This is a genomic window from Nonomuraea rosea (assembly GCF_039539705.1).
GTDB lineage: Bacteria > Actinomycetota > Actinomycetes > Streptosporangiales > Streptosporangiaceae > Nonomuraea > Nonomuraea rosea.
In genome coordinates this window covers 86,816-111,666 of record NZ_BAABDQ010000024.1, presented here as the reverse complement: position 1 = coordinate 111,666, position 24,851 = coordinate 86,816, and the positions used below count along the sequence as shown (strand labels likewise).

Below are 24,851 nucleotides of genomic sequence, written 5' to 3'. Positions count from 1 at the left end.
AGGCGGTCTCGTGACGCAGCTTGTCATCGAAGGCCACGGCGTATCTGTGACCCTTGATCCGGGACGTACCTACCGAATGGGCCGCGACCCAGGATCGGATGTCGTCGTCACGGCCGATCGGGTCTCGCGTACGCATGCCGTGCTGCGCTTCGAGGGCGGCCAGTGGATCGTGGAGGACGCGGGCAGCCGCAACGGCACGTACGTGAGCGGCCACCGCATCCAGCGCGTCGTCGTCGGCCCGGGGACCAGAATCGGCCTCGGCGACCCGTCCGAGGGCGGGATCATGACCTTCCGCGCGGCCCAGCCCCAGACCCCGCCCCAAGCTCCCGTCACGACCCCGCGCCGTACCCCGGTCGCAACGCCTCCCCAAGCGCCGCCCCAAGCCTCGCCTCAAGCCCCGCTCCAAGCCCCGCCCCCGCGCTCGGCCCCTCCGCGTTCCGCACCTCCGCATTCGGCACCCCTTCGTTCCGCACCCCCGCGGGAGCCGGGACGCCGGCCGTCCGGCCCCGGATACGCGGCCCCCCAGCAGCAGCCCGCGCAGGCGTCCCCCGCATACGGAGGCGGCGCCACGGTCCGCTTCCCCCGCACCGGGCAGTGGCGCGAGCCGGCCGCCGTCAGGAACCTCACCGGCGCGCAGGTCGTGCGCATCGGCCGGGCGCCCGAGAACGACATGGTCGTCACCGACCTGCGGGTGTCCCGGCGGCATGCCGAGCTCCGCATCACCGGCGGCGTCCACGAGATCGTCGACGTCGGCAGCCGCATGGGGACCTACGTCAACGGCCGGCGCGTGCAGCAGGCCCGCATCTCCCCGAACGACCTCATCGGCATCGGACCGTCGACGTTCCAGCTCGTGGGCGACACGCTCACGGAGTACGTGGACACGGGCGAGGTCTGCCTCCAGGCGCATGACCTCACCGTCACGGTGGAGGGCGGCAAGGTGCTGCTGGACCACGTGACGTTCCCGGTCGGCGAGAAATGCCTGCTGGGGGTCATCGGCCCCAGCGGCTCGGGCAAGTCCACCCTGCTGCGCGCACTCACCGGGTTACGCCCCGCCGACCAGGGCATCGTCACGTACGACGGGCGCGACCTCTACCGCGACTACGCCGAGCTCCGCTCGCGGATCGGCCTCGTGCCGCAGGACGACATCCTGCACAGCCAGCTCACCGTGCGCCGTGCCCTCATCTACGCCGCCGAGCTCCGCTTCCCCGACGACACCAGGCAGCACGAGCGGAAGGCGCGCGTCGACGAGGTCCTTCAGCAGCTCGGGCTGGAGAACCGCAAGGACAACCGCATCTCCTCGCTGTCCGGCGGGCAGCGCAAGCGGGTCAGCGTCGCCCTCGAACTGCTGACCAAGCCGTCGCTGCTGTTCCTCGACGAGCCGACCTCCGGCCTGGACCCGGGGCTGGACAAGTCGGTGATGCAGATGCTGCGGGGGCTGGCCGACGACGGCCGTACCGTCGCCGTCGTCACGCACAGCGTCGCCAATCTGGACATCTGCGACCGGCTCCTGGTGATGGCGCCGGGCGGGAAGATCGCCTACTTCGGCCCGCCCGCGGAGGCGCTGCCGTTCCTGGGCTTCACGGACTGGGCGGACGTGTTCCTGGCGTTCGACGACCCGGCCAGGGACTGGGCCGCCGAGTACGCGCGATCTTCGCCGTACCAGGAGTACATCGCCGCCGACCTGATCAAGCCGGTCGGGATGCGGCAGCCCGTGCAACGCGAGCTCCCGCCGAAGCAGCAGAGCTGGCCGGAACAGCTCAGCACGCTGGTACGCCGCTACTGCCGCGGCATCGTGGCGGACCGGCTGTTCCTCGGCATCACGGTCGCCCTGCCGATCGTGATGGGCCTGCTGGCGCGCGTCGTCCCGACCGGCAACCTGATGGGCCCCCCGAACAGCAACGGCAACGCGGCGAACCTGCTGCTGATCCTGTGCATCGGCGGCTGTCTCACCGGCGCCGCGAACGCGGTGCGCGAACTGGTCAAGGAACGCCCCATCTACCAGCGAGAACGGGCGGTCGGGCTGTCCAGATCGGCCTATCTCTGCTCCAAGCTGCTCGTCCTCGGCCTCATCACCGTGGCCCAGGGCATCGTGCTGACGTACGTGGCGATGCTGAACGTCAAGACGTACGACAAGGGCGTGTTCACGGCGCCGCTGACCGAGCTCTCGCTGGCCGTCGCGCTGTTGTCGTTCACCGCGATGACCGTCGGCCTGCTCATCTCCGCGGTGGCCAAGACCAGCGAGACGACCATGCCGCTGCTCGTGCTCGTGACCCTGATCCAGCTGGTGTTCTGCGGCGCGCTGGTCCACCTGGACGGCAAACCGGTGATGGAGCAGCTCTCCTGGCTCGTACCGGCTCGCTGGGCGCTGGCCGCGCTGGCCGGCACGCTCGACGTCGGCCAGCTCATCCCGCACGTCCAGGACCCGCCGGACCCCTTGTGGAGCCAGGACTTCGGCACCTGGATCCTGGACATGAGCGTCCTGGCCGCCCTCGCGGTCGTCTGCGCCTTCCTGGTCGCCCGCATGCTCCGCCGCCACGAGCCGGCGGTGATGCGCGGCAAGTGATCGCTCATATGCCCGTGCTCCTGGGAGGTGGCGACGATGACGACAGAGGCGGATCCGGCGATCGGCCGGGTGCTGCGGCACTGGCCGGTTCTGGCCGGGCTCGGGGCGGCCGCGCTCGTGGTCCTCGGCATGGCCACGGGCGCCGAGGTGGCGAAGGCGCTGGCCGCCTCGGCGGTGGTCTACCTGGGGGCGGCCGCGCTGGGGAGCCGGTCCGCGACCTGGCCCGTGTTCTTCGTGACCCTCGCCGTCATCGTGGCCGCGGACCTCATCGACGAGGACTTCGAGGCGACCTGGGCGGTGCTCGGGCTGGGCGTCCTGCTGGGCGGCTACGGTCTGGTGCGAAGCCTGCGCGCGGGCACGCGTCCGGACTTCGCCGGGCTGCCGTTGCAGTCGCTCGCCCTGCTCGGCTTCGGGGCGGCGGCCACGGTCGCGCTGTTCGTCGACGTGACGGCCGGCAGCTATCTGGTGGCGCTGGGGCTGCTCGGCCACGCCGCGTGGGACGTCTACCACTACAGGGCGGACCGGGTCGTGTCGCGTTCGCTCGCCGAGTTCTGTTTCGTGCTCGACACCGCCGTGGCCGTGGCGATCATCGTTCTGACGATCAGATCGTGAGGATGCGGAAAGCGCACGGCGGGGGGGCGCTCAAGCGCGCCGCCGCCGTGTCAGGCTCAGCAGGTCAGGCGGCCTCTGCGGCGCGGAACGTCTTGAGCGCCTCCGGGCCGAAGTACGCGCCGTAACTGGTCGTGGAGTTGCGCAGGGCGTGGGCGGAGATCTGGTAGCCGGTGCCGGTGACCTTGTTGAAGCCCTGGAACCAGGGGCCGCCGCTGGAGCCGCCGCCCATGTCGCAGAGCATCGCGTATTTCATGCCGTACGCCGGGTTCGCCGACGCGCCGCTGCAGTACTGCAGGGTCTGGCCGCCGTTGCCGTTGCTCGGGTAGCCGAGCAGCAGGTTGGAGGTCCCGGCCGTGGTGGCGTTGAACCTGATGCCCTGGCCGCCCACGGTCTGCAGCACCGTCTTGCTCTTCACCGGCTTGACGACGAGCATGCCGAAGTCCAGCGGCGGCTGGTGGGCGCCGTCCTTGTAGTAGCCGGACCAGATGAACATGGTGCGGGCGGCGAACTTGCCGTACGGCGCCGTACCGTTCTTGTACGCCGGGACGAACACCAGGTTCGTGCTCCACCGGCCGTCGTTGTCGATCAGAGCGTGGCCGACAGTCACGACCACGTCCCCGTCGTCACTCGTGACCACGTTGCCGGAGGCCACGAAGTCCTTGCCGTTGCCGCCGGTGCCGAACACCTTGCCCGCGGTCTTGGCGATCAGCCCGCGAGACTTCCAGGTCAGCTGCTTGGCCGCCGTGGTGACGTACGGCACGGCCCATTGCCGGGTCGCGGACGAGAGGGTGGGGGCGACGTCCACCTGCTCCCCGGCGGCGAACGGCGTGACGGTCTTCGCTCCCGCCTTGGCGGCGGGCGCGGTGAGCGGCGCGGCGGCGCGCATCCGCGCCGGCGTCCAGTAGTCGTCGCCCGCCGCCAGCGTCGTGGGCAGCTGGTGCGCGAGCGGGCCGTCGGCGGGCGGCTCGGCGGTGGCCGGGTGAGCGACGAGCGCCAGCGTCAAGGTCGTCAAGCCGGCGATATACAAGGTACGCATGGAGCCCTCCGTGACAAATGTGACGACGGAGGTTTACCACACTTGACATCAAACCGGGCAATCCGCCAAGATCACCGCCCGCTCCAGTACCTGCCGGGCGGCCTGCGCCGAACGCCTGCCGAGCCCGCACGCGGGCGAGACGTCCACGGTGCGGGACAGCGCGCCCTCCACGACCCGCAGGATGCGCCGCTGATCGTCCGGGTCCTGATCCTCGTGCACCAGGCCGGCCGCGAACCCGACGTCGCCGGGGATCGAGGAAAGCGACTCCAGGCCACGGTAGAAGCCCGGGTCGAGGGGAGGCGGCCGGTCGCCCGCGGCCAGCGGCACGTGCACGTACTCCAGGGGGCGGCCGGGCGGCCAGGCCCGTAGCAGGGCCCTGACCATGGCGACCAGGGGCGCGACATTGTTCAGCCGCCGCAGCGCCTTGTTGCCGAGGTCGCCGACGCACAGGTGCACGCCGAAGCGGCTGCCCGCCGGCGCGGCGGCGACCTGCGCGACCATGCCGCGGGCCAGCAGCCGCGCGGTCGCCGCTCGTAAGGGCGGGGGAGCGCCGGCCACCATCACCAGCTCGACCGGGACTTCGAGCTGGAACAGCACGTCCCCGCCGCCCCAGCCGGCGATCTCGCCGATCTCCCGGGCCAGCGCGTCGCGGAAGGCGCGGCGGCGGGTGAACGCAGCCGCCGGTCCGAAGGCGAACAACGCGAGGTCCAGGTCGCCGGGGATCCCCACCTGGAACGACACCGCGTCCAGCCCCTGCTCCGCGCGGATCTCCTTGAAGATCCCGTAGCTCTCCGCGGCGGCGGCCGCGTGGCCGGTGCGCAACGAGGCGGCGGTGAGTTTGTGCCCGCGCCTGACCTTGAAGACGGGACGGTCGTCGTAGCCGGACCAGTCGCCGTCGGCCCGCAGCTCGACGTCCGGGTGCTCGCGCAGGCCGTCGATGATGTGGGCGATCCAGTTACGCCGTGCGCCCGGCTCGCCGTCCGGCAGTGATCGCAGGTACGGGCCCGCGGTGGCGGCCATCTCGATCATGGCCTGGCGGGCGTCGGCGGCCGGATGGCTTCCCACGAGATGGACATGGCGGGGTGGCATGGCCCTGAGTCTGCGCCTCGCCAGGCCGTCCCCAAAGCCTTTGACATGGAATCATTTTCAACAGAAAGCATTCTGGTTAGGCTCGCCGCCATGAAGCCCACGCACCCCTTACGCTGGCTGACCGCCGCGGTCCTCGCCCTGGGCCTGTCCACGGTCGCCCCCGCTTCGGCCGCCGCGCAACACGCGCCGCCGCGCCCCTCCGGCACCCTCCTGCGCGGCCTGGACCTCGACCGCGCCACCGTCCTGGACCTGCAGCGCGCCATGAACGGCGGGCGCTTCGACTCGGTGGCGCTCACCGGGTTCTACCTCGACCGCATCCGCAAGGTGGACCCGCTGCTGCACGCGGTCGTCCAGACCGACCCGGAGGCGCTGCGGGAGGCGGCCCGGAGCGACCAGCGCCGCCGCCGCGGTGCGCGCGGCCCGCTGGAGGGCATCCCGGTCCTGCTCAAGGACAACATCGACACCACAGGACGGCTCCGTACGACCGCCGGCTCGCTGGCGCTGCTCGGCTCCCGGCCGGCCCGCGAAGCCTTCCTGGTCGAACGGCTGCGCGCGGCCGGCGCGGTCGTCCTGGGCAAGGCCAACCTGTCGGAATGGGCCAACTTCCGCTCCACCACCTCCTCCAGCGGGTGGAGCGCCGTGCGCGGGCAGACGAACAATCCGTACGTGCTCGACCGCAACCCCTGCGGCTCCAGCAGCGGATCGGCGGTCGCCGCCGCCGCGAGCCTGGCCGCCGTGACCATCGGCACCGAGACCGACGGCTCGATCGTCTGCCCGGCCGGCATCAACGGCGTCGTCGGCATCAAGCCGACCCTCGGCCTGGTCAGCCGCGCCGGCGTCGTGCCGATCTCCGCGGCGCAGGACACCGCGGGGCCGCTGACCAGGAACGTCACCGACGCCGCCGCCGTGCTCTCGGCCATCCAGGGCGCGGACCCACGCGATCCGGCCACCGTTCCCGGCGGGAACCGCGACTACCTGGGGGCGCTGCGGCCGGACGCGCTGGCGGGCAAGCGCATCGGCGTCTGGCGGTCGGCGGCCGGCGACAACCAGGACGTGCTGGCCACCCTGGACGCCGCCGTCGCCACCCTCAAGGCACGGGGTGCGACCGTGGTCGACGACGTCGAGCTGGAGGGCATCGACGAGGTCGGGGAGCCGGAGTTCGCGGCCCTGCTGACCGAGTTCAAGCACGATCTCAACGTCTACCTGGCCCAGACCCCCGGCCGGCACCCGCGCGACCTGGCCGGGCTGATCGCGTTCAACCAGCGGCACGCCTCGACCGAGCTGCGCTACTTCGGGCAGGAGCTGTTCGAGCAGTCGCAGGCGACCACCGGCGACCTGACCGACCCCGCGTACCGGGCCCTGCGGGAGAAGGCGACGTCGCTGGCCCGGCAGGCGATCGACACCGCGACGGCGCGGAACCGGCTGGACGCGGTGCTCGCCCCGACGAACCACGGGGCCTGGGTGACCGACCTGGAGAACGGCGACGACTTCACCGGCTTCGTCTCCTCCTCCGCGCCCGCGGCCGTCTCCGGCTATCCGGCGATCACGGTCCCGGCCGGCCACGCCAGGGGCGTCCTGCCGCTCGGCGTCACCTTCTTCGGCGGGCCCTTCTCGGAGCCGGCCCTGATCGCTCTGGGGTACGCGTTCGAGCAGGCCACCGCCGTCCGCAAGCCCCCGGCGTACCTGCCGACCCTGCCCTGACCCTGGTATCCCCGCACGACCGGATCGATAGTGTGCGGGAGTGAGTGGAATGCCGGATCGCGGCGCGTTGCACGGCCGGGTCGCCGTGGTCGCCGGGGCCACCAGGGGAGCCGGGCGCGGCATCGCCGCGGCCCTCGGTGAGGCCGGCGCCACCGTCATCTGCACGGGCCGGAGCACCGCGGCGGGCAACAGCACCTCCGACTACGACCGTCCGGAGACGATCGAGGAGACGGCCGGCCTCGTCACGCGGCTCGGCGGCACGGGCATCGCGGTCCAGACCGACCATCTGCGATCCGATGAGGTCCGGCGGCTGGCCGGCCGCGTCCGCGATGATCACGGTCACATCGACGTGCTGGTCAACAACATCTGGGGCGCCGAAGTCCTCAAGGGCGGTCCCGCCGACTGGAACACCCCGATCTGGGAGCACGACCTCGACGCGGGCCTGCGCATTCTGCAACTGGCCGTCACCACCCACCTGATCACCTCCCATCACCTCCTTCCGCTGCTCATCGACAAGCCCGGCGGCCTGCTCGTCGAGGTGACCGACGGCACCGCCGCCCACAACGCCGGCCGCTACCGCATCTCGGTGTTCTACGACCTGGCCAAGGCCGCCGTGAACCGCCTGGCGTTCTCGCAAGGCCACGAGCTGGCGCCCTACGACGCCACGGCGGTCGCGATCACTCCTGGCTGGCTGCGTTCGGAGACGATGCTCGACAACTACGGGGTGAGCGAGAGCAACTGGCACGACGCCCTCGCCGGCGACAGGGACGACGGCCGTCCCACCGCGCCGCCAGGGTTCGCCTCCTCCGAGTCGCCCCGCTACATCGGCCGCGCCGTGGCCGCGCTGGCCGGGGATCCCGATCGCCGGAGATGGAACCAGGAGTCGGTCACCTCGGCCCAGCTGGCCCGCGAGTACGGGTTCACCGACATCGACGGCAGCCGGCCCGACAGCTGGCGCGACAGCGACTGAACAGCTCCGGGGGGCCGTCGCCGGGGCTCTCCTCGGCTATGAGGGATTTGTTCTGTGCCGCGGTGCGGACCTGGCCCTCGTATTCGCCTTGGCCGATGATCGCGCTGTCGAACGGCAGGATCGCCCGGAGCCGAGATTGCCCCAGCTGCCCTTGCCCGGGTCGTCCGAACAGGGGTCGTCCCGCCAGCGAAGGGTCCTTGGACCAGAGGACCTTGTCGATGCGGGCGTGCACGGTCCGGTAGGTGAGACCTTCCTTCCGCTCCACCTCGGTCTTCGTCGGCGGCTGCTCGGTCTCCTTGTCCATGGTGTAGACGACGACGTGCTGAGCGCCGGCGGCGATGCGGGAGACCGCGGCTGCCCTGTTCACGTCGATGTCATGAGCCTGACTCGCGGGCTCTAGCCGGCCCAGTAGCCGTCGTCGGTTTTCGAGGCCGCGGCGGACTCGGCGCTTTCGAACCCCGGGGCCATCGACGCCGACGTGCCGGCGAGATATTCATGATGGTCGATGCCGAGCAACCTGATCCAGCTCTGCTGGCCGAACGTGAGCGCGATGAAGCACCCGAGCTCGACGAGCTCCGCTTCGGAGAAGTGCCGGTGCAAGCGCTCCCAGAACGCGTCATCGGTGTCGAGACGCCAGGCGATCGCCTCGGCGTAGGACAGCGCCGCCCGCTGCCGCTCGTCGTACTTCGGCGCGGACTCGAAGTTCAGCAACTCGTCGTACTGCTGCTCCGACAGGCCTGCTGCGGCGGCTCTGACCGAGCGCTGATTGCCGCAGAACTCGCACTTCACGGTACGGGAGATGTAGACCCGGCAGAGCTCCTTGACCGCGTGATCGCACACGCCGCCGTAGAACAGCGCCTTCCAGGAGTCGGCGAACGCCCAGAACGCGTTCGGCGCATGCGCCCGCACCGCCGAGCTCTCCGGCCGTGGCGTGCCCTCGCGGGCGCATCGGTGCATCTCCTGCCGCATCGCTTCGTCCATCGAGTCAAGCGGCACGTAGCTGATGCGATGTTCGTCCCGCACGGCGCGCTCCCATCCACCGGGTGCCTTCCCTACCTTCATACCGCCGTCGTCATGCCCTGGGAATGCCCTGGGAATGCCCTGGGAATGCGGTGCTGACTGCGGTGCTGACTGCGGTAGCCCGGCCCGGCGCGGCGTCACGGGCTCAGGAGAGCGCCCGGGTGGCGCCTTCCTGGGCCGGCGCGGGACACGGCGCGAGCGTTCGCGGCGGCCGCCAGTCCGAGCGCCGGGGCCTGATCGCGCCGCGCCAATACAGTGCCCCGGCGGCGCGCCGCGCCAGGATGTCGAGCTGAGAGTCGAGGAGCGGCACCTGGGTGTCGGCCAGCTCGGCGCGCACCAGCGCGACGAGGTGCTCCAGCAGCGACTGGTCAGGGTCGGCCTGCGGTTCGGGCGCGATCTCGTCCCGGTGCAGGCCGGGCTTGCGCGGATCTCCCTGCCCGCCGCAGACGCGGCATTCCTCCTGCGCGTCCGGGTCGGCCGGGTCCGTCCACGCGACGTACCGGTGCGGCAGCATTGGTGGCTCGAACATGGGCGAATCACCTCTCACCCAGAGTAAACGCCGAGGTCGTGCCATCGGAAGCGGTGAGCCCGCCCATGATGCTCCACCGCGATATAGCATCCGGCGGGTGAACGGGAAGACCTGGACCGACTACCTCCACGAACGTCACCCGCCGGCCAGGCTGTCCGCGTGGGCGCGCGAGCTGGCGTACTTCCGCTTCTGCCGCGCGTACGGCGGACACGCCAACGACGGCGACCACCTGCTGGTCAGCCTGCGCACCGAGACGCAGACCGGCCTTCTGCGGACGCTGTCCGCCCTCGGCGTACCCGTGACGCGGCTCCCGCCCGGCCGGCCGCGGCCGGTGCCCGGCGTCGCCTACTCCGCGGCCGAGTTCGCCGGCTTCCCGGCCGCCATGCCGCGCTTTCCCGAGATCGGGCAGCCGGGGCACGTGGAGATCGCCGGGCACCGCGCCCACGTCTGGTCGCACGGCGACCGCCTCAACATCAGCCTGGCCGACACCGTCGATCACTACAACGTCACCGACGCCGCGGTCGCCTCGGCCAAGTCGATCGAGGCGCTGCTGGCTCCGATCGCGGGCCAGGTCGTGGACCCGCCGCAGGACGACAGGAACTGCGTCTGCCCCCGCTACTACCCCGGCCTCTGGTGAGCCGGCGCGCACCCCAGGACGACAAGGCCCCTCACCTGCTGTTCAGAAAGGCGAGCACGGCGAGCACGCGGCGGTGGCCGCCGTCGGCGGGCGGGAGGCCGAGCTTGGTGAAGATGTTGCCGACGTGCTTGTGAACGGCATTGTCCGTGATGAACAGCCGGCCGCCGATGTCGTTGTTGCCGAGCCCTTGGGCCATGAGGGTGAGCACCTCGCGTTCGCGCCGCGTCAGCCCGTTGACGGCGCTCGTCCCGCCGCCGGCCAGAAGCTGGGCGATGACCTCGGGGTCCATGACGGTGCCGCCGCCGGCCACCCGGCGCAGGCCGTCGACGAACTCGCTGACCCGGCTCACCCGGTCCTTGAGCAGGTAGCCGACGCCCCCGCGTCCGTCGGCGAGCAGCTCCCGCGCGTAGACCTTCTCGACGTACTGCGACAGGACGAGCACCGGCAGGCCGGCATGCGCGTGCCGGATCTCCAGCGCGGCCCTGATTCCCTCGTCGCGGAAGGACGGGGGCAGCCGGACGTCGACGATCAGCGCGTCCGGCCGGTGCCGGTCCACGGCCTCGACCAGCCCGGGACGGTCGATGACGACCTCGGCGACCTCGATGCCCTTGGTGCCCAGGAGAAGCTCGAGACCGGCGGAGAGCAGGACGTTGTCCTCGGCGATCACGACTCGCACGGGAGCTCCACGGATACCGAGGTCGGGCCGCCCGCCGGGCTGGTGACCAGCATGGTTCCGTCGAGCGCGGCGACCCGCCGCCGCATGCCGCCGACGCCGGTGCCGCGGCTCTCGTCGACACCGCCGACGCCGTTGTCGGTGACCTCCGTCAGCAGCCTTCCCCGGTCGCGGGTGATGCGCACCCGTACCTGGGTCGCGCCGCTGTGCTTGGCGGCGTTGGTGAGCGACTCGGCCACGATGAAGTAGGCGGCGGCCTCGACCGCGGCGGGCAATCGGCCGAGATCGCCGAGGTCGATCTCGGCGGGCACCCCCGAACCCGCCGTGAGCGCCGCCAGCGCGCCGGGAAGCCCCCGGTCGGCCAGGATCGGCGGATACATCGTACGGATCACCTCGCGCAGCTCCGTCATGGCCTCCTCCGTGCCTTCGTGCGCCTCCCGCAGCAGGCCGGCGACATCGCCGGAGCCGTCGGCGAGCGACTCTCTGGCCACTCCCAGCCGCATGGCGATGGCGACCAGCCGGGCCTGCGTGCCGTCGTGCAGGTCCCGTTCGATGCGGCGCAGCTCCGCGCCGTGGGCGTCGAGCACGCCCGCGCGGCTCTCGGTCAGCTCGCCGACCCGCTCGGCGAGCCGGTCCTCCGGCGAGGGCTCCAGGGCCGCCAGGCATCTGCTCGCGTGGAACACCGCGAGCCGGGGCACCGCCCAGAACGCCAAGGCCGAGAAACCCGCGATCTGGACGGCTCCCATGGCCAGCGCGCCGCCCCAGCCGGTCGCCGGGAAGACGCCCAGCAGCCGCAGCGGCATGTCCGCCGGGAACACCCACCACAGCGGAGCCGCGAGCGCGGTGAACAGCACCGTGCCGACGCTGGCCACCGTGGCGAGTCCCGCCGGTATGCCCGTCGCGACGTGCCGTAACGCCCAGCGGACGTCCCGCCTGGTCTCCGGATCGTCGAGCACCTGACGCCACGGCGCGCGGATCCCCTTGCCCGATGTCATGCGCCGGGGGGACACCTGGCTGCCGAGCAGCGCGGCGGCACGGCGGCGATGCCATTCGGCCCATCGCCGCAGGACTCCCAGCGCCCGTGGGAACAGGCCGAGGCCGCCGAGGCCGGCTGACAACGCCGCCGCGGCGAGGAGTGGCAGTGCCATGGTGGTGGCCATCGCGGTGGGCAGGCCGAGCAGGAGGTATCGGCTGCTCCGCAGCGTCTGCTGCCATCGTTCGCGCATGGCCTCCAGTCTGGTCGGCGGCGGCGGTGGGCGCACTACAGCCGGCTGTAGTACCGATCGGGTCGCCTGCCCCATCGTGTGCGGATCGGGGGCGAACCTACCGTTCGTGGTCATGAGCACACCAACGCTTCTCCGTCCCGCCGTGCCCTGGTTCGGGGTAACGGTGTTCCTGGCCATCACGTTCGGCGCCATCTGGGCCGCCGGGGCCGCGGTCTGGCTCGGCGGCGGCGACGTCCAGGGGGACGCCGCCGCGCCCATCCTCATGCTGGCGATGTACACGCCGACGCTGGGAGCGCTTCTCACGGCGCTGATGAGCGGGGAGCTGCGGCGTCCGGGCGACCTGCTGAGACGGACGGGCGTCCGGTCGTCGCGGCCGTTCCCGAGGGTGGCCGGTTACACCGTGGCCGGGCTGCTCCTGGCGCCGCTGCTGGCGGTGGCGGCGCTGGGCGTCAGCTCCGCGGCCGGTGGGTTCGTCTTCCACGATCCGCTGCCGTACGGGAGCCTGGCGGGCGTCCTGGCCTCGCAGCTCCTGATCTTCCCGCTCGGGATGGTGCTGACGTTCGGGGAGGAGTTCGGATGGAGCTACCTGCTGCCGAAACTGCTGCCGCTCGGGCTGTGGCGCGGGCTGCTGATCAGCGGGGTGGTGTGGGGGGTGTTCCACGCGCCGTTCACGTTGCAGGGGTACCACTATCCCGGCATGCCGGGCGGTCTGGCCGTCCTCGCGTTCACGGTCGCGTCGGTGCTGCTCGGCGCCTTGCTGGGCTGGCTGCGTCTCGCCGCGGGGAGCATCTGGCCGGCGGTGGTGGCGCACGGCGCGGCCAACCTGATCGCCTCCGCCCTGCCCGCCGTCCTCGGCAAGCCCACGAGCGCCGCCTTCCACACCTCTCTTTCCGGCTGGCCGGGCTGGGTCGTGATGGCCGCCGCACTCGCGGTGCTCATCGTGACGGGACAGTTCAGGAAACTCACGGTCTAGTACGGTGGCCACCGGACCGGCCTGGTGACGCCTGCACCGAACCATCACATAAGCCGCGCAACGCCCGCATACGCGTCTGCTTTGATGACCGCGTGATCAACCGGAGATCGATCAGGGCCGGCGACGCGTCCTGGACGTTCGGCTGCGGCCTGACCGCGGTCATCGCGGTCACGTGCGCGACGGCCGGGACCTACTTCGACATCACCCTGGTGGCTCGGGCTCAGGTCTATTGCGGGACGGATCTGAGCTCGGGAGAGAAGCTCGTCGAAGTGCTCTGGCTGCTGAGCCGGATCGTCGTCGTCCCGATCGTCTCGGTTCTGTCCGCGATCGCCTCGTTGCCGCTCCACCTGCTCGGCCGGCTTCCCCGGCTGGCCGGCCGGGTGTGGCCGGTTCCCATCCTGCTGGCTCTCACCATCGCCGTCTCGATCGCCGGGCCGGTGGCGATGGTCCTGTACGACGTGGCCGCAGAGGGTACGCCTGACGGTTGCGTGCTGCCCTGGTGGCCGACATGGCTCCCCGCGTCGTGAGAGCCGGGAGCCGTGATGCCGGCGAGGGTACGCGTGTTCGTCAGGCGGGGTCCGCGAGCCTGATCGCCGCGCCTGACGCCGCGCGGCGGGAGGCCCGCAGGGCCGAGGCCAAGGCGCACTTCGACGGTCCCGTCCATCTCGCCGCCCCCGGCCTGGTGCACGACCTCACCTGAGGAGCGCCGGACGGCCGGCATTCATCGGCGCTTCAACGGGTGGTCGTTTGAGGTGAATAGCGGCGCTACGCCGCTGTTCACCGTAAATACAGGAGATGTCATGCTCCATCCCGTTCTTGCGCCCGTGCTCGCGGGTCTGGTGCTCGCCGCCCCACAGGCCGCGGCGGTCCCGGCCGCGCCCACGCAGGCTCCCGCGGTGGTCAAGGACGTCCGCATTCCGCCCGTACCGCTGGGCGACCTGCTCGACCGGCGGACGCTCGTCGTCGCGAACGACAACGACTTCGGGCTCGGGGAGTTCGGTGCGGACGGCCGGCTGGTGGACAGCGGCGTGCCCAGCCACATCGTCACCGTCCGCCTCGCCCGCCCGGTGCGCTGACGGCCGGACGGGCTTGCGGCGGGGTCAGCCGTACGACTTGGCGACCCCGTCGAGCAGGTGCTCAAGAGTGTCGTAGGAGGGGATGTCGACCACATCGATGAGGTCGGTCGCGATGGGCACGTGATGATCCGCGGCGACCTTGGCGAACCGGGTCGCGTCCGTCGAGCGGAACCCGTGCTCGGCGGCGAGACTCTGCAGCTCCGGGTCGGTGCTCAGCAGCCGCCCGACGCGGTCGCCTGACGCGTTGAGCGGCACGAGCGTGTGCTGGGACAGCACGGTCGGTGACGGGTACATCAGCACCATCCCCGGCTTGATCTGCCCTCGCGTGGCCGCGTCGACGAACTGCGCCTCGTAGATCCAGGTCATCGGGGTCGGCCCCATGCCCACCGTGAGATATTCGTGGAACGGGCCCTCGGAGGTGTTGTCGGTGTAGCCCTGGCTGGTGAAGAGCCGAGTCACCAGGGGCAGCACCTTCTTCTCCGCGGCCGCGCCGTGCACGATCGCGCCGTCGTTCGCGACGTAGCCGGCGATCGCCAGATACATGGCCGCGGAGTTCGAGGTGCGGGGATCCGTCGTGGAGATCGCGATGTTCTTGCCGACGGGATAGGCGGTGTTGCCCGGCAGCTGGTCCCATTTCACGTCCGTGGTGGCGAGCTCCAGATAGGCGCCGACGTCGAAAGTCAGCACGGGTCCCTTCTTCACCACGCCGGCCTTGGTCAGCAGCTCCACGATCGGCTGGAACGTCGCGATCGCCATGGGGGAGGAGAACGGCGTGTATTTCGTGCTGACATGCCGCTGACGCTGGATGTACTCGCCCGCCGGCGCGCTCGACGGGAACGCGAAGTCGTAGCGCCCGAGGTCGACCGAGGTGGCGATCTGGCGCGAGCCCGCCGGCTCGACCTCGACCTTCACTCCCTTGCCGGCGAGAGCCCGCACCACGCGGGGATCCTCGAAGAACGCCTTCTTCTCTGACCCGATCACCCCGCGCACGAGCAGCGGAGTCGGGGGCGCGACCGCCGCCGGCTCGATGTTCAAGACCACCACTGCGGCGATCAGGGCGACCGCGGCCACCAGGACAATGGAGATGAATCCCTTGCTGCGGACTCGCGAAAGCCGCGGATCGCTTTTCGGCGAATGACTTTGCGATGAATCGTCAATGCCGGCGGCGGTGTCCGGGACGGATTTCACCGTCGTCGCGGAAAGGGCCGTCTCCGGAGTGGCGTCCGCCGGTTCGGCAGAAGGCGCATCAGCCGGAGCCGCCGTATTGGCCGTCAACTCGCCACGGGCGATGCGTTCGGCCAGGATGGGGACGAAATCTCGGACCGGATGGCCGTCGAAGCGGAGCCGGGCCGCCTCCATCACACCCTCGACATGCTCGGCGGAATGGGCGTCGGCGAAGACCTGGATCAGGTGATCGGTCGTCCGGCGTATCGCCTGTTTCTCGCGGAGGGTATCGACACTCACCCGTATCTCCTCGGCCTAGCATTGGTCGGATGTCGCGGCAAGCTGCCGTGCTTGCCGGGGCGCCGGGCCCAACCTTATAGGGGTTTTCGGGCGCGTCGATAACCGAGTCAACGTTTTATTCAATTTCGCTGGGGACCGGCCGCTTGGAAAGTGTTTGTTCACCTTCGAGTGGCCTTTCAGCTCTCTGGGAATAGCAGCTGTTTATTTTCGTTCACGGAGATGGCACGTGAATGAAGCCGTTGCCGATGGCCGGGGACGGCGGGCCACGTGGACCACGGCGGGCGGCAGATTGCGCCAGACCGTCGTGGTCGTCACGACCTCCTCGAACTGTGCTCGCAGGTCATCGAGCAGCCGCCGCGCCGGGGCGGCCCAGCGCATCCAGGTGTAGGCGAACTGCGTGCAGACCCCCGTGTTGCGGGCGCATGGCCCAGGGGTGAACAAGGGGCTCCCGGATCAGAGCTTGAGCGCGCGGAGCAGCTTGGGTCTGGCGGCCTTGTCCCAGACGGGGGCGAGGCCGCGGTCCGCCGCGGCGGCCTCGTGGCGTTCGCCGGCCAGCAGCAGGCCGAGAGTGAAGGCGTCGGCGGTCGTCAGGCCGGGGCGGGTGGCGAGCCGGGCGAGCTGCCGCCGGGCGACGAGGGCGTCCTGGCGGCGGCCCAGGGCTTCCTGCAGGCGTTCGGCCTGCCGGGCGAGCTTCTTGGCGGGTTTGCCGAGCGTGGGCCTGGCCGCCTCAGCGGTGTAGCGGGCGCGTTTGGCCGCCTTGCGGGTGGAGTGCAGGGCGCGGTCGCGTTCTGGGCCTTCGGGCAGGTGCGCGGCCTTGCCGTACTTGGTCAGGACCTTGCGCCAGCTCCTGGCCACCAGGGCGGGCGTGAGGCGGCCGGCCTTGCGGTTCGCCCGATCGTGGACGGGCGGGCCGGCGATGAAGTCGTCGACGGCGGTCAGCAGGGCGAAGTATCGCGGTGTGCGCAGTGTCCTGCCGAGCTCCTGCCGGGCCTTGCGTTCCCGCGTGGCCAGTTGAGCGGGCCATTCCGCGCTCGTCAGGCGGCTCATGCGGCGCTGCGCGGCGTCTCCGTCCGGGTCGAGGCCGCCGGGCAGCGGGTCGGCGAGCTGCCGGTCGAAGCGGGCGTTGAGCACTTCGAGATCGCGAACCGTGCCCAGCTCGCCGGCCAGCCATTTCAGCTCCGCGTCGAGGGAGCCGGCCTGGTCGCGGTCCAGCAGCCGGGAGTGGGTGCGCAGCAGGCTGCGGATCCGGCGGACGGCCACGCGCATCTTGTGCACCGAGTCGTCGTCGTGGTCGGCCAGCCGTACCAGCGGGTCGTAGGCGAGCACCTGGTCGCGCTGCCGCCGCACATACGCGATCAGGACCTCCGCGGCACTGCGCGCGGGGGCGCCGCCGGGGTCCGGGATGAGGTCGTCGCCCAGCACGTGTGCCAGCTTGGAGACCGCGGGGGAGGGCACCGCGCCGGCCTCGCGCAGTCTGGCCTCGACCGCGTCCAGCACGCCGGTGGGGCCGTCCACCAGCTCGACCTCGATCTCGCGCCAGGAGGCGGGCCGCCGGTCGGCGTCGAGGCGGCGGCCGAGCACCACGTCATCGGCCACCTCGGCCAGGACCTCGCCGCGGCGGCCGCGCAGCCGCCGTATCGTGCGGGTGGTCTGCACGGTGACGATCGGGACGAGCTCGTGCCCGCGTACGTGCGCCGCGACGAGCCCGGCCAGCCGGGCCGGCACCCGATGGACGCCGACGCCCAGCGGGGCGCGCACCTCCTGCCTGGTGCCCTTGGCCATCGGCACCTTGAGATGCCAGCCCTCGTCCGGTCCGCCCCGGCGGCGGCGAAGGGTGATGCCGTGGGCGGCCAGGGTCAGGTCGGGGGTGTCGACATAGTCGGCGACCAGCTGCCGCGTCTCGGGCTCGTCCACCGTGATCCGGCCGTCCGGCCCGGTGAAGTCCTCGATCACGATCTCGGCGACGCCGTCGACCTCGTATGTGCGTTCGACCTCCGTATGGCCTGCCATCTCACTGCTCCTCGACGATCCGAAACACCCCCACTACCCGGTCAAATGGCACAAAACGACCAGGTGGTTTGAGTGCGCGGAGCGTCGTTCCGCGACCGGCGTGCTCGGCCGGGTGCGCCTACTACCGGTCGTTCGCCTTGATGGCGACGCTGACCAGGGCGAGGAAGAGTTCGAGGTCGAGGGGGGTCTCCACCGAGATGGCCACCCATCCTCGTTCGGATTCGGGGTCGAGGTGCGTGCAGGCGTTCAGAGCGTTCTCGAGGCGCTCGATCACCGGCCCGGTGAGGTGGAGGCGCGCGGTGCTGCGGCCGGTCAGCCGCACGATCTCGTGGCCGTCGGAGGTGAACACGGCGCCCGCGGCGGTGGGGATCAAGGTCAGCGAGGGCCAGCTCTGCAGGTGGCGTACGGCCTGGCCGAGACTGGAGGCCCGGCGTTCCAGCGAAGCACTCTGGGGGCTTGCCATACCGACCATGCTGCCCGGCATGTCTTCGACCAGGTAACCCGCTGTTCTCCAACTGTTACGCGACCCTGATGGCCCCGCAACACCTGACTGACCTCGGTCGGAAGAGGTGTCGTGCGGTTGGCCGCGACATGAACATCAGGAGTGGCCGGCTCCTGCGCGATTAGCCACCGGCGCCGGGTGAAGGTGCGAGTCCATGGATGCGAACACCGTGCTGCTGGCCGTCGTCGTGGCCACCGCCCTGGCTTTCGACTTCACCACCGGATTTCATGACACGGCCAACGCCATGGCCACCTCGATCGCCACCGGAGCGTTGCGCCCGAAGATCGCGGTGGCCATGCTGGGGACGTACCTGGTCTGCCGCCTGACCCGCTCGGTGCCGGAGCGGCTGCGTGAGCGCGGGTTCCGCTACGGGCAGATCGGCTCGGCCTGGCTGATCACCCTGCCCGCGGCCGCCGCGGTGGGGGCGCTGGCCTGGGCGGGGGTCGGCGGGATCGGGGGCGCGCTGGGCGTCAGCGTGGTCTTCGCCGTCGCGCTGCTGCTGTCGGGCGGGCTCTACCTGGCTTGGCGCCGGCAGCCGGTGCACGCGGGCAACGTCAACGACGAGTGGGCCGGCCGGCTGACCCCCGTCCAGCCGTGACCACTGAGCCGGTCTCACGGGACCGGCCCCAGCGGGCCGGTCTCAGGGGGCCGGTCTCAGGGGGACGGGTCGGTGTGGTCCTCGTCGTAGATGTCGGAGGCCGAGCGGACGATGAGCGGATCTGGCGTGCCGACCACCTCGTGGTCCTTGTTGTCGTAGTCGAACTGGCTCAGCACGTGGCGCATCGCCTCCAGCCGGCCGCGCTTCTTGTCATTGCTCTTGATGACCGTCCACGGAGCCTCGGGGATGTCGGTGTTGAGGAACATCTCCTCCTTGGCGGCGGTGTATTCGTCCCATTTGTCGAGGGAGGCCACGTCCATCGGGGACAGCTTCCACTGCCGTACCGGGTCCACCTGGCGGATGATGAAGCGGGTGCGCTGCTCCGAGCGGGTCACTGAGAACCAGAGCTTGATCAGGTGCATGCCGTCGCGTACCAGGGCACGTTCGAACTGCGGCGCCTGCAGCATGAACTCCCTGCACTCGGCCTCGGTGCAGAAGCCCATCACCCGCTCAACCCCGGCCCGGTTGTACCAGGAGCGGTCGAACAGGACGATCTCCCGCGCCGCGGGCAGGTGGGCGATGTAGCGCTGCAGGTACCACTGGGTGCGCTCGCGCTCCGACGGCTTCTCCAGCGCGACCACGGTGGCGCCGCGCGGGTTGAGGTGCTCCATGAAACGCTTGATCGTGCCGCCCTTGCCCGCCGCGTCGCGCCCCTCGAACAGGATGACCAGGCGCTCCCCGTTCGCCTTGACCCAGTACTGCAGCTTGACCAGCTCGATCTGGAGCAGCCGCTTGTCCTGGTCGTAGTCGGGGCGGGGCAGCCGCTCGCCGTACGGGTAGTGCTCGCGCCAGGTGTCCACCGGGCTGCCGTCGGAGCGCAGCAGGACCGGGTCGTCGTCATCGCTGTCGTCCACCCACAGGCCGGGGGTTGAATCCAGCAGGGAGACACGATCCATAGTCGTCCTTTCGTGTGTCAGGTCTATCACCCCGTACCCGCGAGGCCATGGGCGGAACGGCGGCGGGCTCAGCGCAGGAGGCTCAGCCCCAGCAGGCCCTCCTTCGTGGCGCAGGGCCGGAACCCGGGCTCGGTGAGCCGGAGCTTGGTCAGCTGCACGCCGTGCCAGGTCGGCTCGGCCGCTTCCAGCCGGCCCGGCGGGCCGCCGATCCGGCAGCCGTGCCGGAATGCGGCACAATGCCGGATGTGATTGTGGACAAGGCGATCTACTGCAACGGCGTGCGCGAGACCATCACCGGCGACATCAGCGACGCGTTCAGCGAAGCACGGGCCGCGGGCGACTGCTTCCTGTGGATCGGCCTGCACGAGCCCAGCCAGGAGGAGTTCGACCTGATCACCAGCGAGGTGAAGCTGCATCCGCTGGCGGTGGAGGACGCCATCCACGCCCATCAGCGGCCCAAGCTGGAACGCTATGACGACACCCTGTTCGTGGTGCTCAAGCCGCTGCTGTACGTGGACGAGACCTCCGACATCGAGGTCGGCGAGATCAACCTGTTCCTCGGGCGCGACTTCGTCATCAGCGTCCGCCACGGCCACGCCGGCCCGCTGTCAGGGGTGCGCCGGCGCATCGAGTCCGATCCCGGCCTGCTGGCCGCCGGGCCGGCCGGGGTGCTGTACGCGATCTGCGATCAGGTCGTCGACACCTACTCCCAGGTCTCCCACGAGGTCGAGCACGACCTCATCATGCTGGAGCGGCACGTCTTCAGCGGCGAGTACGCCGACGTCACCGAGGACATCTACTCACTCAAACGCGAGGTGCTGGAGTTCCGGGCCGCCCAGGACCCGCTGGTGCCGGTCCTGGAGGAGATCGTCAAAGGCCGGGTGGAGCTGTGCGGCGACATCCGTGACGAGTTCCGCGACGTGCTGGATCATCTGCTGCGCGTGGACACGGCGGTCGATGAGCACAACGAACTGCTGACCAGCGCGTTGAGCGCGCACCTGGCCCTGGTGGGGCGTGAGCAGAGCGCGGCGGCCATGCAGCAGAACGCCGACATGCGCAAGATCTCCTCCTGGGCCGCCCTCATCGCCGTCCCCACAATGATCGCCGGGATCTACGGCATGAACTTCGACCACATGCCCGAGCTGCACTGGCTGCTCGGCTACCCGCTCAGCCTGACCGCCATGGTGATCGCCGTCATCATCGTGCACCGGCTGCTGCGCAAGAGCGGGTGGCTGTGAAGTCCTCCGCCCGCCGCCGGCTCACGCCCAGCAAGCTCCTGCTGGCCGCGGTCATCGCCTGGATCATCATCCTGACCGTCCTCATCCTGCTCGACCCTCAGGCATCCGGCCCCACGCCCTGATGATGGACAGTTGTAATTTTGTTGACACTTGTCCATTATCTGAAGGGTGACCTCCGAGCCCGCTCAGGACCGCCGGGTCCGCCGTACGCGGGCCGCGCTCATGCGGGCCGCGATCACCCTGGTGACGGAACGAGGCACGGCCGCCGTGGCGATCTCCGACATCGCGGCGGCGGCTGACATCAGCCGGCAGGCGATGTACCAGCAGTTCGGCGACCGCGACACGCTCCTGCTGGCGGCCGCGGTCGATCTGGCGCAGCGCGAGCTGCTGCCCCGCGCCGCGGAGACCTCGGCCGCGGTGACCGGGCGCGACCGGGCGCTGGCCGTGGCGCGGCACTTCGCCGGCCATCGGGTGTTCTACCGGGCGCTGCTGACCGGCTCGTGCGCCTTCGGGCTGAACAGGGCCCTGGGCGAGCTGCTCCTTCCGATCAACCGGCAGGCCGTCGAGCGGCTGGCCGGTGAGCGGCTCGACGCGCACACGGTCGAGGACCTGGCCGCGTTCGTGACCGGGGGCGCGGCCACGCTCGTCAACACATGGCTGGTGGACGGCGACGACCCGCTGGACCCGGAGGAGTTCACCGACCGGCTGATGCGGACGATGTCCATCGTGACCGCCGCGATGCGCGAGCCCGACTCGATCGCCAGGGCCGGGGAGCACGACCGGTGAATCCGTACGAAAAGCCGAAAAGTCAGGAGCTGTCGATGAGCGCAGGCGAGCCCCAGGTCCGCACCACCGCCGGAGCGGTACGCGGCCGCCAGGAGGACGGCCTGGCCGTCTTCCGCGGCGTCCCGTTCGCCGAGCCGCCGGTGGGCGGCGCGCGCTTCGCGGCGCCGCGGCCGGCGCGCGGATGGGAGGGGACGCGGGACGCGTTCGCCTTCGGCCCGCCGCCCCCGCAGGAGGCGGGAATGGCCGGCCAGAACGGTGCGCAGGGCGACGACTGGCTGACGGCCAACGTCTGGACGCCCGATCCGGACCCGGCCGCCCGCCGTCCCGTGATGGTGTGGATCTACGGCGGCGCGTACAAGCTCGGCTCCTCCAGCAGCCCCGGCTACGACGCCCGCCGGATCGCCCGCGACGGCGACCTCGTGGTGGTCACGTTCAACTACCGCGTCGGCATCGAGGGATTCGCCCAGATCGAGGGCGCGCCGGCCAACCGGGGCCTGCTCGACCAGGTCGCGGCCCTGCGGTGGGTGCAGGAGAACATCGCGGCCTTCGGCGGCGACCCCGGCCAGGTCACCGTCTTCGGCGAGTCGGCCGGCGCGGGCTCCATCGCCGCGCTGCTGGCCATGCCGAGCGCGGCGGGGCTGTTCCGGCGGGCCATCCTCCAGAGCGTGCCGGGCACGTTCTTCTCCGCCGAGCTGGCCGGCGACATCACCGCCGCCATCGCCGCCGAGCTGGGTCTGCGCCCCACCGTGGCCGACCTCTCCGGCGTGGACCCCCGGCGGCTGCCCGAGGCCGGGGCCGCCGTGGGCGCCGGCATGCGCAAGTACGCGGACCGCTGGGGGCAGGTCGCGCACACCCCGACGCCCTTCTCGCCCGTGGTCGACGGCGACGTGCTGCCGGCCACGCCATGGCAGGCGCTGTCGGACGGCGCCGGACGGGACGTGGAGCTGATCGCCGGGCACAACCGGGACGAGTTCCGGCTGTTCGTCGCCTTCGGCGGGCTGCTCGGGAAGGTCGGCGACGAGCAGGCGGCGCAGGCGCTGCGCGTGTTCGGGCCGGGCCAGGACGGCGAACGGGCCTACCGCGCCGCATTCCCCGGCGCCACGGCCGGAGACCTGTACGAGCTCGTCCAGTCCGACTGGCTGTTCCGCATGCCCACGCTGCACCTGGCCGAGGCGCAGGTCGCCGGCGGCGGCAAAGCGCACGTCTACGAGCTCACCTGGCCCAGCCCGGGCAGCGGCGGAGCCATGGGCGCGTGCCACGGGCTGGACGGGCCGCTGCTGTTCGGCACCTTCGACGCCCACCTCGGCCCCATGCTGCTCGGTCCCGAGCCGTCCGCCGAGGCCGAGGCGCTGTCGGCCCGCTTCCGCGCGGCCTGGACCGCCTTCGCCGCCACCGGCGACCCGGGCTGGCCCGCGTATGACACCCGGCGGCGGCTGGTCCAGATCCTCGACGCGGAACCGGCGGTCACCGCCTACCCGGAGGAGACCTCCCGCCGCCTCTGGCAGGACCACCGCTTCCCGGCCCTTCCCCTGCTGACCTCCTGACGCCGGCCGGCGGTCTGCCGCTCGCCGAGCGCGGCGCGGACGGCGTCCACTCGCCTGCCCGCGATGCGTCAGCGGGTCTCGCCGCCGGTCTTGGCGCCCTTCAGGTCCGCGCCCGTCAGGTCGGCGCCGGTGAGGTTCGCCCCTTTCAGGTCCGCGCCGCGCAGGATCGCCTTGCGCAGATCCGCGCCGCGCAGGTCCGCCCCGCTCAGGTTCGCCCCGCGCAGGTCCGCGCCCCGCAGGTCCGCCCCGCGCAGGTCCGCGTTGAACAGGTCCACCCCGCTGAGGTCCGCCGAGCTCAGGTCCGCCTTCCTGAGGTTCGCCTCGAACAGGTCCGCCCCGCTCAGGTCCGCGCCGTTCAGGTGCGCCCCGCCGAGGTCCGCCGTGAACAGGACCGCGTACGACAAGTCCGTGCTGTTCAGGTACGCCCCGTGCAGGTCGGCGCCGGACAGGTCCGCATGATCCAGGTTGGCCCCGCTCAGGCGGGCTCCACGCAGGTCTGCCCGGGTCAAGACGGCGGTGCCGAGGTTCAGGCCGCTCAGGTCCGCGCCCGGCACACGGATGCGCGCCAGGTCGCAGACGCAGACCCAGTCGTGCCCGAGCTCGGTGTTCGCCGCGTCGTAGACGCTGCCGAGCACGGTCAGGGCCATCTGCACGTCGGTGGCCGGCTGTCCGAGCGACCGGGCCTTCGACATCGATTCGTGCTCGCGCACGTACGTGGCCATGACGTCGACGGTCGTCACCCGATCGCGCTGGGAATCCTGCGCCAGGCGGCGCAGCGTGTGGATCGCGTCCATGCGGACCTCGATCTTCGCCGAACCGAGCCGCTCCACGGCCTGGGTGTACGTGGTGACGACCGGCTCCTCCCGCGGGGCCTCCATGGACCCGGTGATGTAGGCGAGCCCGCCCGCGGCCAGCACCAGCCCGAGGACGAGGCCCCAGGTGCCCATCCGCTGAAGAAGCATCCTCCGCCCGGAGCCGGCGGATTCCTCGGGCGGGCCTGCCTCGATCTCGTCCGGGCCGGGGCGGGTACGCAGTCTGCTCGCGACCCGGCGACCGGCTGCGACCACTAGGGCGGCGGCCGCGAGGGCGGTGAGCGCCAGGGGAGGGAGGTCGGCCGTAGAGTACGGCGGCACCAGGTATGCGGGAAGCCACTCCAGGACCGGCCGCCACCAGGCGGGACCGGCGAGCAGGGAGAAGGTCACGGTGGCGATGACGGTGAGGACGACCGCGCCGATCGACCAGATCAGGATCCGCCGCAGACGTGCTTGCCGGGTTGTCACAGTAACCATTCGACCTGAAGGCGGGTGCCAATGGTAGGCCTTTCCCCCGAACTATCACTTAGGTGATCCATCGGACGCTGAAGCAGCGGTCCAGGGGGTAAAGCGCGCCCTTCATCGCCGCCGTGGGCGGGTGAGGCGGCGGAGGCGCGGCCACTGCCACATGACCACGCCGGACGCCACGAGCACCGGCACGATGAACCACTGGATCGCCGCGTGCGCGGGCGAGCCCGGCGGCGGCGCCAGGTAGACGTAGGCGGCGATCGCCAGCCCGCCGATCAGATGCAGGGTGCGCTGGACGGTGCGGATCTGCTTGCCCTTCATGGTGCCCTCCGTTATATGGCTTGCCATGGATACTACATGGCAAGCCA

Annotated in this window: 28 protein-coding genes; 15 read left to right on the top strand and 13 right to left on the bottom strand. The window is 71.1% G+C overall.

Annotated elements, in window-relative coordinates:
• Positions 1-10 precede the first annotated feature (10 nt).
• Together ABEA43_RS41390 and ABEA43_RS41385 are read left to right on the top strand one after the other, a co-directional pair.
• Positions 11-2,563, top strand: coding sequence for an FHA domain-containing protein (locus ABEA43_RS41390; protein ID WP_345570860.1), 2,553 nt, complete (start codon positions 11-13; stop codon positions 2,561-2,563).
• 36 nt (positions 2,564-2,599) lie between these two features.
• Positions 2,600-3,175, top strand: coding sequence for a hypothetical protein (locus tag ABEA43_RS41385; RefSeq protein WP_345570858.1), 576 nt, complete (start codon positions 2,600-2,602; stop codon positions 3,173-3,175).
• A gap of 64 nt (positions 3,176-3,239) precedes the next feature.
• On the opposite strand, the gene ABEA43_RS41380 is transcribed toward ABEA43_RS41385, so the two are convergent.
• Positions 3,240-4,211 (bottom strand): trypsin-like serine peptidase, encoded by a 972-nt coding sequence (locus ABEA43_RS41380; RefSeq protein WP_345570856.1) that lies wholly within the window; start codon positions 4,209-4,211, stop codon positions 3,240-3,242.
• 48 nt (positions 4,212-4,259) lie between these two features.
• The gene (locus ABEA43_RS41375) at positions 4,260-5,300 is read right to left on the bottom strand and encodes a hypothetical protein (protein WP_345570854.1); all 1,041 of its coding nucleotides are present in this window, start codon (positions 5,298-5,300) and stop codon (positions 4,260-4,262) included.
• 90 nt (positions 5,301-5,390) lie between these two features.
• On the opposite strand from ABEA43_RS41375, the gene ABEA43_RS41370 reads away from it, so the two are divergent.
• Together ABEA43_RS41370 and ABEA43_RS41365 are read left to right on the top strand one after the other, a co-directional pair.
• Complete coding sequence (locus ABEA43_RS41370) at positions 5,391-7,001, top strand: amidase (protein WP_345570853.1); 1,611 nt, start codon at positions 5,391-5,393, stop codon at positions 6,999-7,001.
• 49 nt (positions 7,002-7,050) lie between these two features.
• A complete protein-coding gene (locus tag ABEA43_RS41365) occupies positions 7,051-7,971 on the top strand; it encodes an SDR family oxidoreductase (protein ID WP_345571032.1) in 921 nt (306 codons plus the stop codon).
• On the opposite strand, the gene ABEA43_RS41360 is transcribed toward ABEA43_RS41365, so the two are convergent.
• The 3 genes from ABEA43_RS41360 to ABEA43_RS41350 all read right to left on the bottom strand — a co-directional run bounded on the left by ABEA43_RS41360 (position 7,922) and on the right by ABEA43_RS41350 (position 9,520).
• Positions 7,922-8,338 (bottom strand): hypothetical protein, encoded by a 417-nt coding sequence (locus ABEA43_RS41360; protein WP_345570851.1) that lies wholly within the window; start codon positions 8,336-8,338, stop codon positions 7,922-7,924. The genes ABEA43_RS41365 and ABEA43_RS41360 overlap by 50 nt on opposite strands.
• Positions 8,339-8,367: 29 nt before the next feature.
• Positions 8,368-8,994 (bottom strand): carboxymuconolactone decarboxylase family protein, encoded by a 627-nt coding sequence (locus ABEA43_RS41355; protein ID WP_345570849.1) that lies wholly within the window; start codon positions 8,992-8,994, stop codon positions 8,368-8,370.
• A gap of 142 nt (positions 8,995-9,136) precedes the next feature.
• Positions 9,137-9,520, bottom strand: a complete 384-nt coding sequence (locus ABEA43_RS41350) for a hypothetical protein (protein ID WP_345570848.1) — start codon at positions 9,518-9,520, stop codon at positions 9,137-9,139.
• A gap of 97 nt (positions 9,521-9,617) precedes the next feature.
• On the opposite strand from ABEA43_RS41350, the gene ABEA43_RS41345 reads away from it, so the two are divergent.
• Positions 9,618-10,157, top strand: coding sequence for a sortase family protein (locus tag ABEA43_RS41345; RefSeq protein WP_345570847.1), 540 nt, complete (start codon positions 9,618-9,620; stop codon positions 10,155-10,157).
• Positions 10,158-10,188: 31 nt separating this feature from the next.
• On the opposite strand, the gene ABEA43_RS41340 is transcribed toward ABEA43_RS41345, so the two are convergent.
• Positions 10,189-10,833: a LuxR C-terminal-related transcriptional regulator gene (locus ABEA43_RS41340; protein WP_345570846.1), complete on the bottom strand. Its 645-nt coding sequence runs from the start codon at positions 10,831-10,833 to the stop codon at positions 10,189-10,191.
• Positions 10,821-12,056: a sensor histidine kinase gene (locus tag ABEA43_RS41335; protein WP_345570845.1), complete on the bottom strand. Its 1,236-nt coding sequence runs from the start codon at positions 12,054-12,056 to the stop codon at positions 10,821-10,823. The genes ABEA43_RS41340 and ABEA43_RS41335 overlap by 13 nt, the downstream gene beginning before the upstream one ends.
• Before the next feature lie 112 nt (positions 12,057-12,168).
• Here ABEA43_RS41335 and ABEA43_RS41330 point away from each other — a divergent pair, with 112 nt between their 5' ends.
• From ABEA43_RS41330 to ABEA43_RS41315, 4 genes are all read left to right on the top strand, one after another.
• Positions 12,169-13,029 carry a CPBP family glutamic-type intramembrane protease gene (locus ABEA43_RS41330; RefSeq protein ID WP_345570843.1) on the top strand — a complete coding sequence of 287 codons (861 nt, stop codon included), beginning with the start codon at positions 12,169-12,171 and terminating at the stop codon, positions 13,027-13,029.
• Between the two features lie 92 nt (positions 13,030-13,121).
• Complete coding sequence (locus ABEA43_RS41325; RefSeq protein ID WP_345570841.1) at positions 13,122-13,556, top strand: hypothetical protein; 435 nt, start codon at positions 13,122-13,124, stop codon at positions 13,554-13,556.
• Positions 13,538-13,729, top strand: a complete 192-nt coding sequence (locus tag ABEA43_RS41320; protein WP_345570839.1) for a hypothetical protein — start codon at positions 13,538-13,540, stop codon at positions 13,727-13,729. Before ABEA43_RS41325 ends, ABEA43_RS41320 begins: the two co-directional genes overlap by 19 nt.
• A 100-nt stretch (positions 13,730-13,829) precedes the next feature.
• On the top strand, positions 13,830-14,105 hold the full coding sequence (locus tag ABEA43_RS41315; protein ID WP_345570837.1) for a hypothetical protein: 276 nt from the start codon (positions 13,830-13,832) through the stop codon (positions 14,103-14,105).
• Between the two features lie 24 nt (positions 14,106-14,129).
• Here the strand turns inward: ABEA43_RS41315 and ABEA43_RS41310 are convergent, their stop codons facing one another.
• Positions 14,130-15,569: a three-helix bundle dimerization domain-containing protein gene (locus ABEA43_RS41310; protein WP_345570835.1), complete on the bottom strand. Its 1,440-nt coding sequence runs from the start codon at positions 15,567-15,569 to the stop codon at positions 14,130-14,132.
• Between the two features lie 226 nt (positions 15,570-15,795).
• On the opposite strand from ABEA43_RS41310, the gene ABEA43_RS41305 reads away from it, so the two are divergent.
• Positions 15,796-15,957, top strand: a complete 162-nt coding sequence (locus ABEA43_RS41305; protein ID WP_345570833.1) for a hypothetical protein — start codon at positions 15,796-15,798, stop codon at positions 15,955-15,957.
• A 65-nt stretch (positions 15,958-16,022) separates the two neighbouring features.
• Here ABEA43_RS41305 and ABEA43_RS41300 read toward each other — a convergent pair whose 3' ends face one another.
• Both ABEA43_RS41300 and ABEA43_RS41295 read right to left on the bottom strand, forming a co-directional pair.
• Complete coding sequence (locus ABEA43_RS41300) at positions 16,023-17,579, bottom strand: CYTH and CHAD domain-containing protein (protein ID WP_345570831.1); 1,557 nt, start codon at positions 17,577-17,579, stop codon at positions 16,023-16,025.
• Between the two features lie 121 nt (positions 17,580-17,700).
• Positions 17,701-18,042: a luciferase domain-containing protein gene (locus tag ABEA43_RS41295; RefSeq protein ID WP_345570829.1), complete on the bottom strand. Its 342-nt coding sequence runs from the start codon at positions 18,040-18,042 to the stop codon at positions 17,701-17,703.
• A gap of 193 nt (positions 18,043-18,235) precedes the next feature.
• Between ABEA43_RS41295 and ABEA43_RS41290 the strand changes: the two genes are divergently transcribed.
• Positions 18,236-18,679, top strand: a complete 444-nt coding sequence (locus ABEA43_RS41290; protein WP_345570827.1) for a hypothetical protein — start codon at positions 18,236-18,238, stop codon at positions 18,677-18,679.
• A 56-nt stretch (positions 18,680-18,735) separates the two neighbouring features.
• Here ABEA43_RS41290 and ppk2 read toward each other — a convergent pair whose 3' ends face one another.
• The gene (gene ppk2 / locus ABEA43_RS41285; RefSeq protein WP_345570825.1) at positions 18,736-19,635 is read right to left on the bottom strand and encodes a polyphosphate kinase 2; all 900 of its coding nucleotides are present in this window, start codon (positions 19,633-19,635) and stop codon (positions 18,736-18,738) included.
• A gap of 245 nt (positions 19,636-19,880) precedes the next feature.
• On the opposite strand from ppk2, the gene ABEA43_RS41280 reads away from it, so the two are divergent.
• From ABEA43_RS41280 to ABEA43_RS41265, 4 genes are read left to right on the top strand one after another with little or no spacing between them, the layout of a single operon-like run.
• On the top strand, positions 19,881-20,873 hold the full coding sequence (locus ABEA43_RS41280) for a magnesium and cobalt transport protein CorA (protein ID WP_345570823.1): 993 nt from the start codon (positions 19,881-19,883) through the stop codon (positions 20,871-20,873).
• Positions 20,870-20,995 (top strand): hypothetical protein, encoded by a 126-nt coding sequence (locus ABEA43_RS41275; RefSeq protein WP_345570821.1) that lies wholly within the window; start codon positions 20,870-20,872, stop codon positions 20,993-20,995. The genes ABEA43_RS41280 and ABEA43_RS41275 overlap by 4 nt, the downstream gene beginning before the upstream one ends.
• Before the next feature lie 46 nt (positions 20,996-21,041).
• Positions 21,042-21,659, top strand: coding sequence for a TetR-like C-terminal domain-containing protein (locus ABEA43_RS41270; protein ID WP_345570819.1), 618 nt, complete (start codon positions 21,042-21,044; stop codon positions 21,657-21,659).
• 35 nt (positions 21,660-21,694) lie between these two features.
• Positions 21,695-23,203 (top strand): carboxylesterase/lipase family protein, encoded by a 1,509-nt coding sequence (locus ABEA43_RS41265; protein WP_345570817.1) that lies wholly within the window; start codon positions 21,695-21,697, stop codon positions 23,201-23,203.
• A gap of 68 nt (positions 23,204-23,271) precedes the next feature.
• On the opposite strand, the gene ABEA43_RS41260 is transcribed toward ABEA43_RS41265, so the two are convergent.
• Both ABEA43_RS41260 and ABEA43_RS41255 read right to left on the bottom strand, forming a co-directional pair.
• Positions 23,272-24,483, bottom strand: a complete 1,212-nt coding sequence (locus tag ABEA43_RS41260) for a pentapeptide repeat-containing protein (RefSeq protein ID WP_345570815.1) — start codon at positions 24,481-24,483, stop codon at positions 23,272-23,274.
• A gap of 111 nt (positions 24,484-24,594) precedes the next feature.
• Positions 24,595-24,804, bottom strand: coding sequence for a hypothetical protein (locus tag ABEA43_RS41255; RefSeq protein WP_345570813.1), 210 nt, complete (start codon positions 24,802-24,804; stop codon positions 24,595-24,597).
• Between the last annotated feature and the right edge of the window lie 47 nt (positions 24,805-24,851).

Excerpts from the sequence above, each read along its gene's own strand:
- ABEA43_RS41385 (WP_345570858.1), top strand. The coding sequence starts at position 2,600 with ATGACGACAGAGGCGGATCCGGCGATCGGCCGGGTGCTGCGGCACTGG.
- ABEA43_RS41380 (WP_345570856.1), bottom strand. The coding sequence starts at position 4,211 with ATGCGTACCTTGTATATCGCCGGCTTGACGACCTTGACGCTGGCGCTC.
- ABEA43_RS41375 (WP_345570854.1), bottom strand. The coding sequence starts at position 5,300 with ATGCCACCCCGCCATGTCCATCTCGTGGGAAGCCATCCGGCCGCCGAC.
- ABEA43_RS41370 (WP_345570853.1), top strand. The coding sequence starts at position 5,391 with ATGAAGCCCACGCACCCCTTACGCTGGCTGACCGCCGCGGTCCTCGCC.
- ABEA43_RS41365 (WP_345571032.1), top strand. The coding sequence starts at position 7,051 with ATGCCGGATCGCGGCGCGTTGCACGGCCGGGTCGCCGTGGTCGCCGGG.
- ABEA43_RS41350 (WP_345570848.1), bottom strand. The coding sequence starts at position 9,520 with ATGTTCGAGCCACCAATGCTGCCGCACCGGTACGTCGCGTGGACGGAC.
- ABEA43_RS41335 (WP_345570845.1), bottom strand. The coding sequence starts at position 12,056 with ATGCGCGAACGATGGCAGCAGACGCTGCGGAGCAGCCGATACCTCCTG.
- ABEA43_RS41330 (WP_345570843.1), top strand. The coding sequence starts at position 12,169 with ATGAGCACACCAACGCTTCTCCGTCCCGCCGTGCCCTGGTTCGGGGTA.
- ABEA43_RS41320 (WP_345570839.1), top strand. The coding sequence starts at position 13,538 with ATGGCTCCCCGCGTCGTGAGAGCCGGGAGCCGTGATGCCGGCGAGGGT.
- ABEA43_RS41315 (WP_345570837.1), top strand. The coding sequence starts at position 13,830 with ATGCTCCATCCCGTTCTTGCGCCCGTGCTCGCGGGTCTGGTGCTCGCC.
- ABEA43_RS41300 (WP_345570831.1), bottom strand. The coding sequence starts at position 17,579 with ATGGCAGGCCATACGGAGGTCGAACGCACATACGAGGTCGACGGCGTC.
- ABEA43_RS41295 (WP_345570829.1), bottom strand. The coding sequence starts at position 18,042 with ATGGCAAGCCCCCAGAGTGCTTCGCTGGAACGCCGGGCCTCCAGTCTC.
- ABEA43_RS41290 (WP_345570827.1), top strand. The coding sequence starts at position 18,236 with ATGGATGCGAACACCGTGCTGCTGGCCGTCGTCGTGGCCACCGCCCTG.
- ppk2 (WP_345570825.1), bottom strand. The coding sequence starts at position 19,635 with ATGGATCGTGTCTCCCTGCTGGATTCAACCCCCGGCCTGTGGGTGGAC.
- ABEA43_RS41265 (WP_345570817.1), top strand. The coding sequence starts at position 21,695 with ATGAGCGCAGGCGAGCCCCAGGTCCGCACCACCGCCGGAGCGGTACGC.
- ABEA43_RS41255 (WP_345570813.1), bottom strand. The coding sequence starts at position 24,804 with ATGAAGGGCAAGCAGATCCGCACCGTCCAGCGCACCCTGCATCTGATC.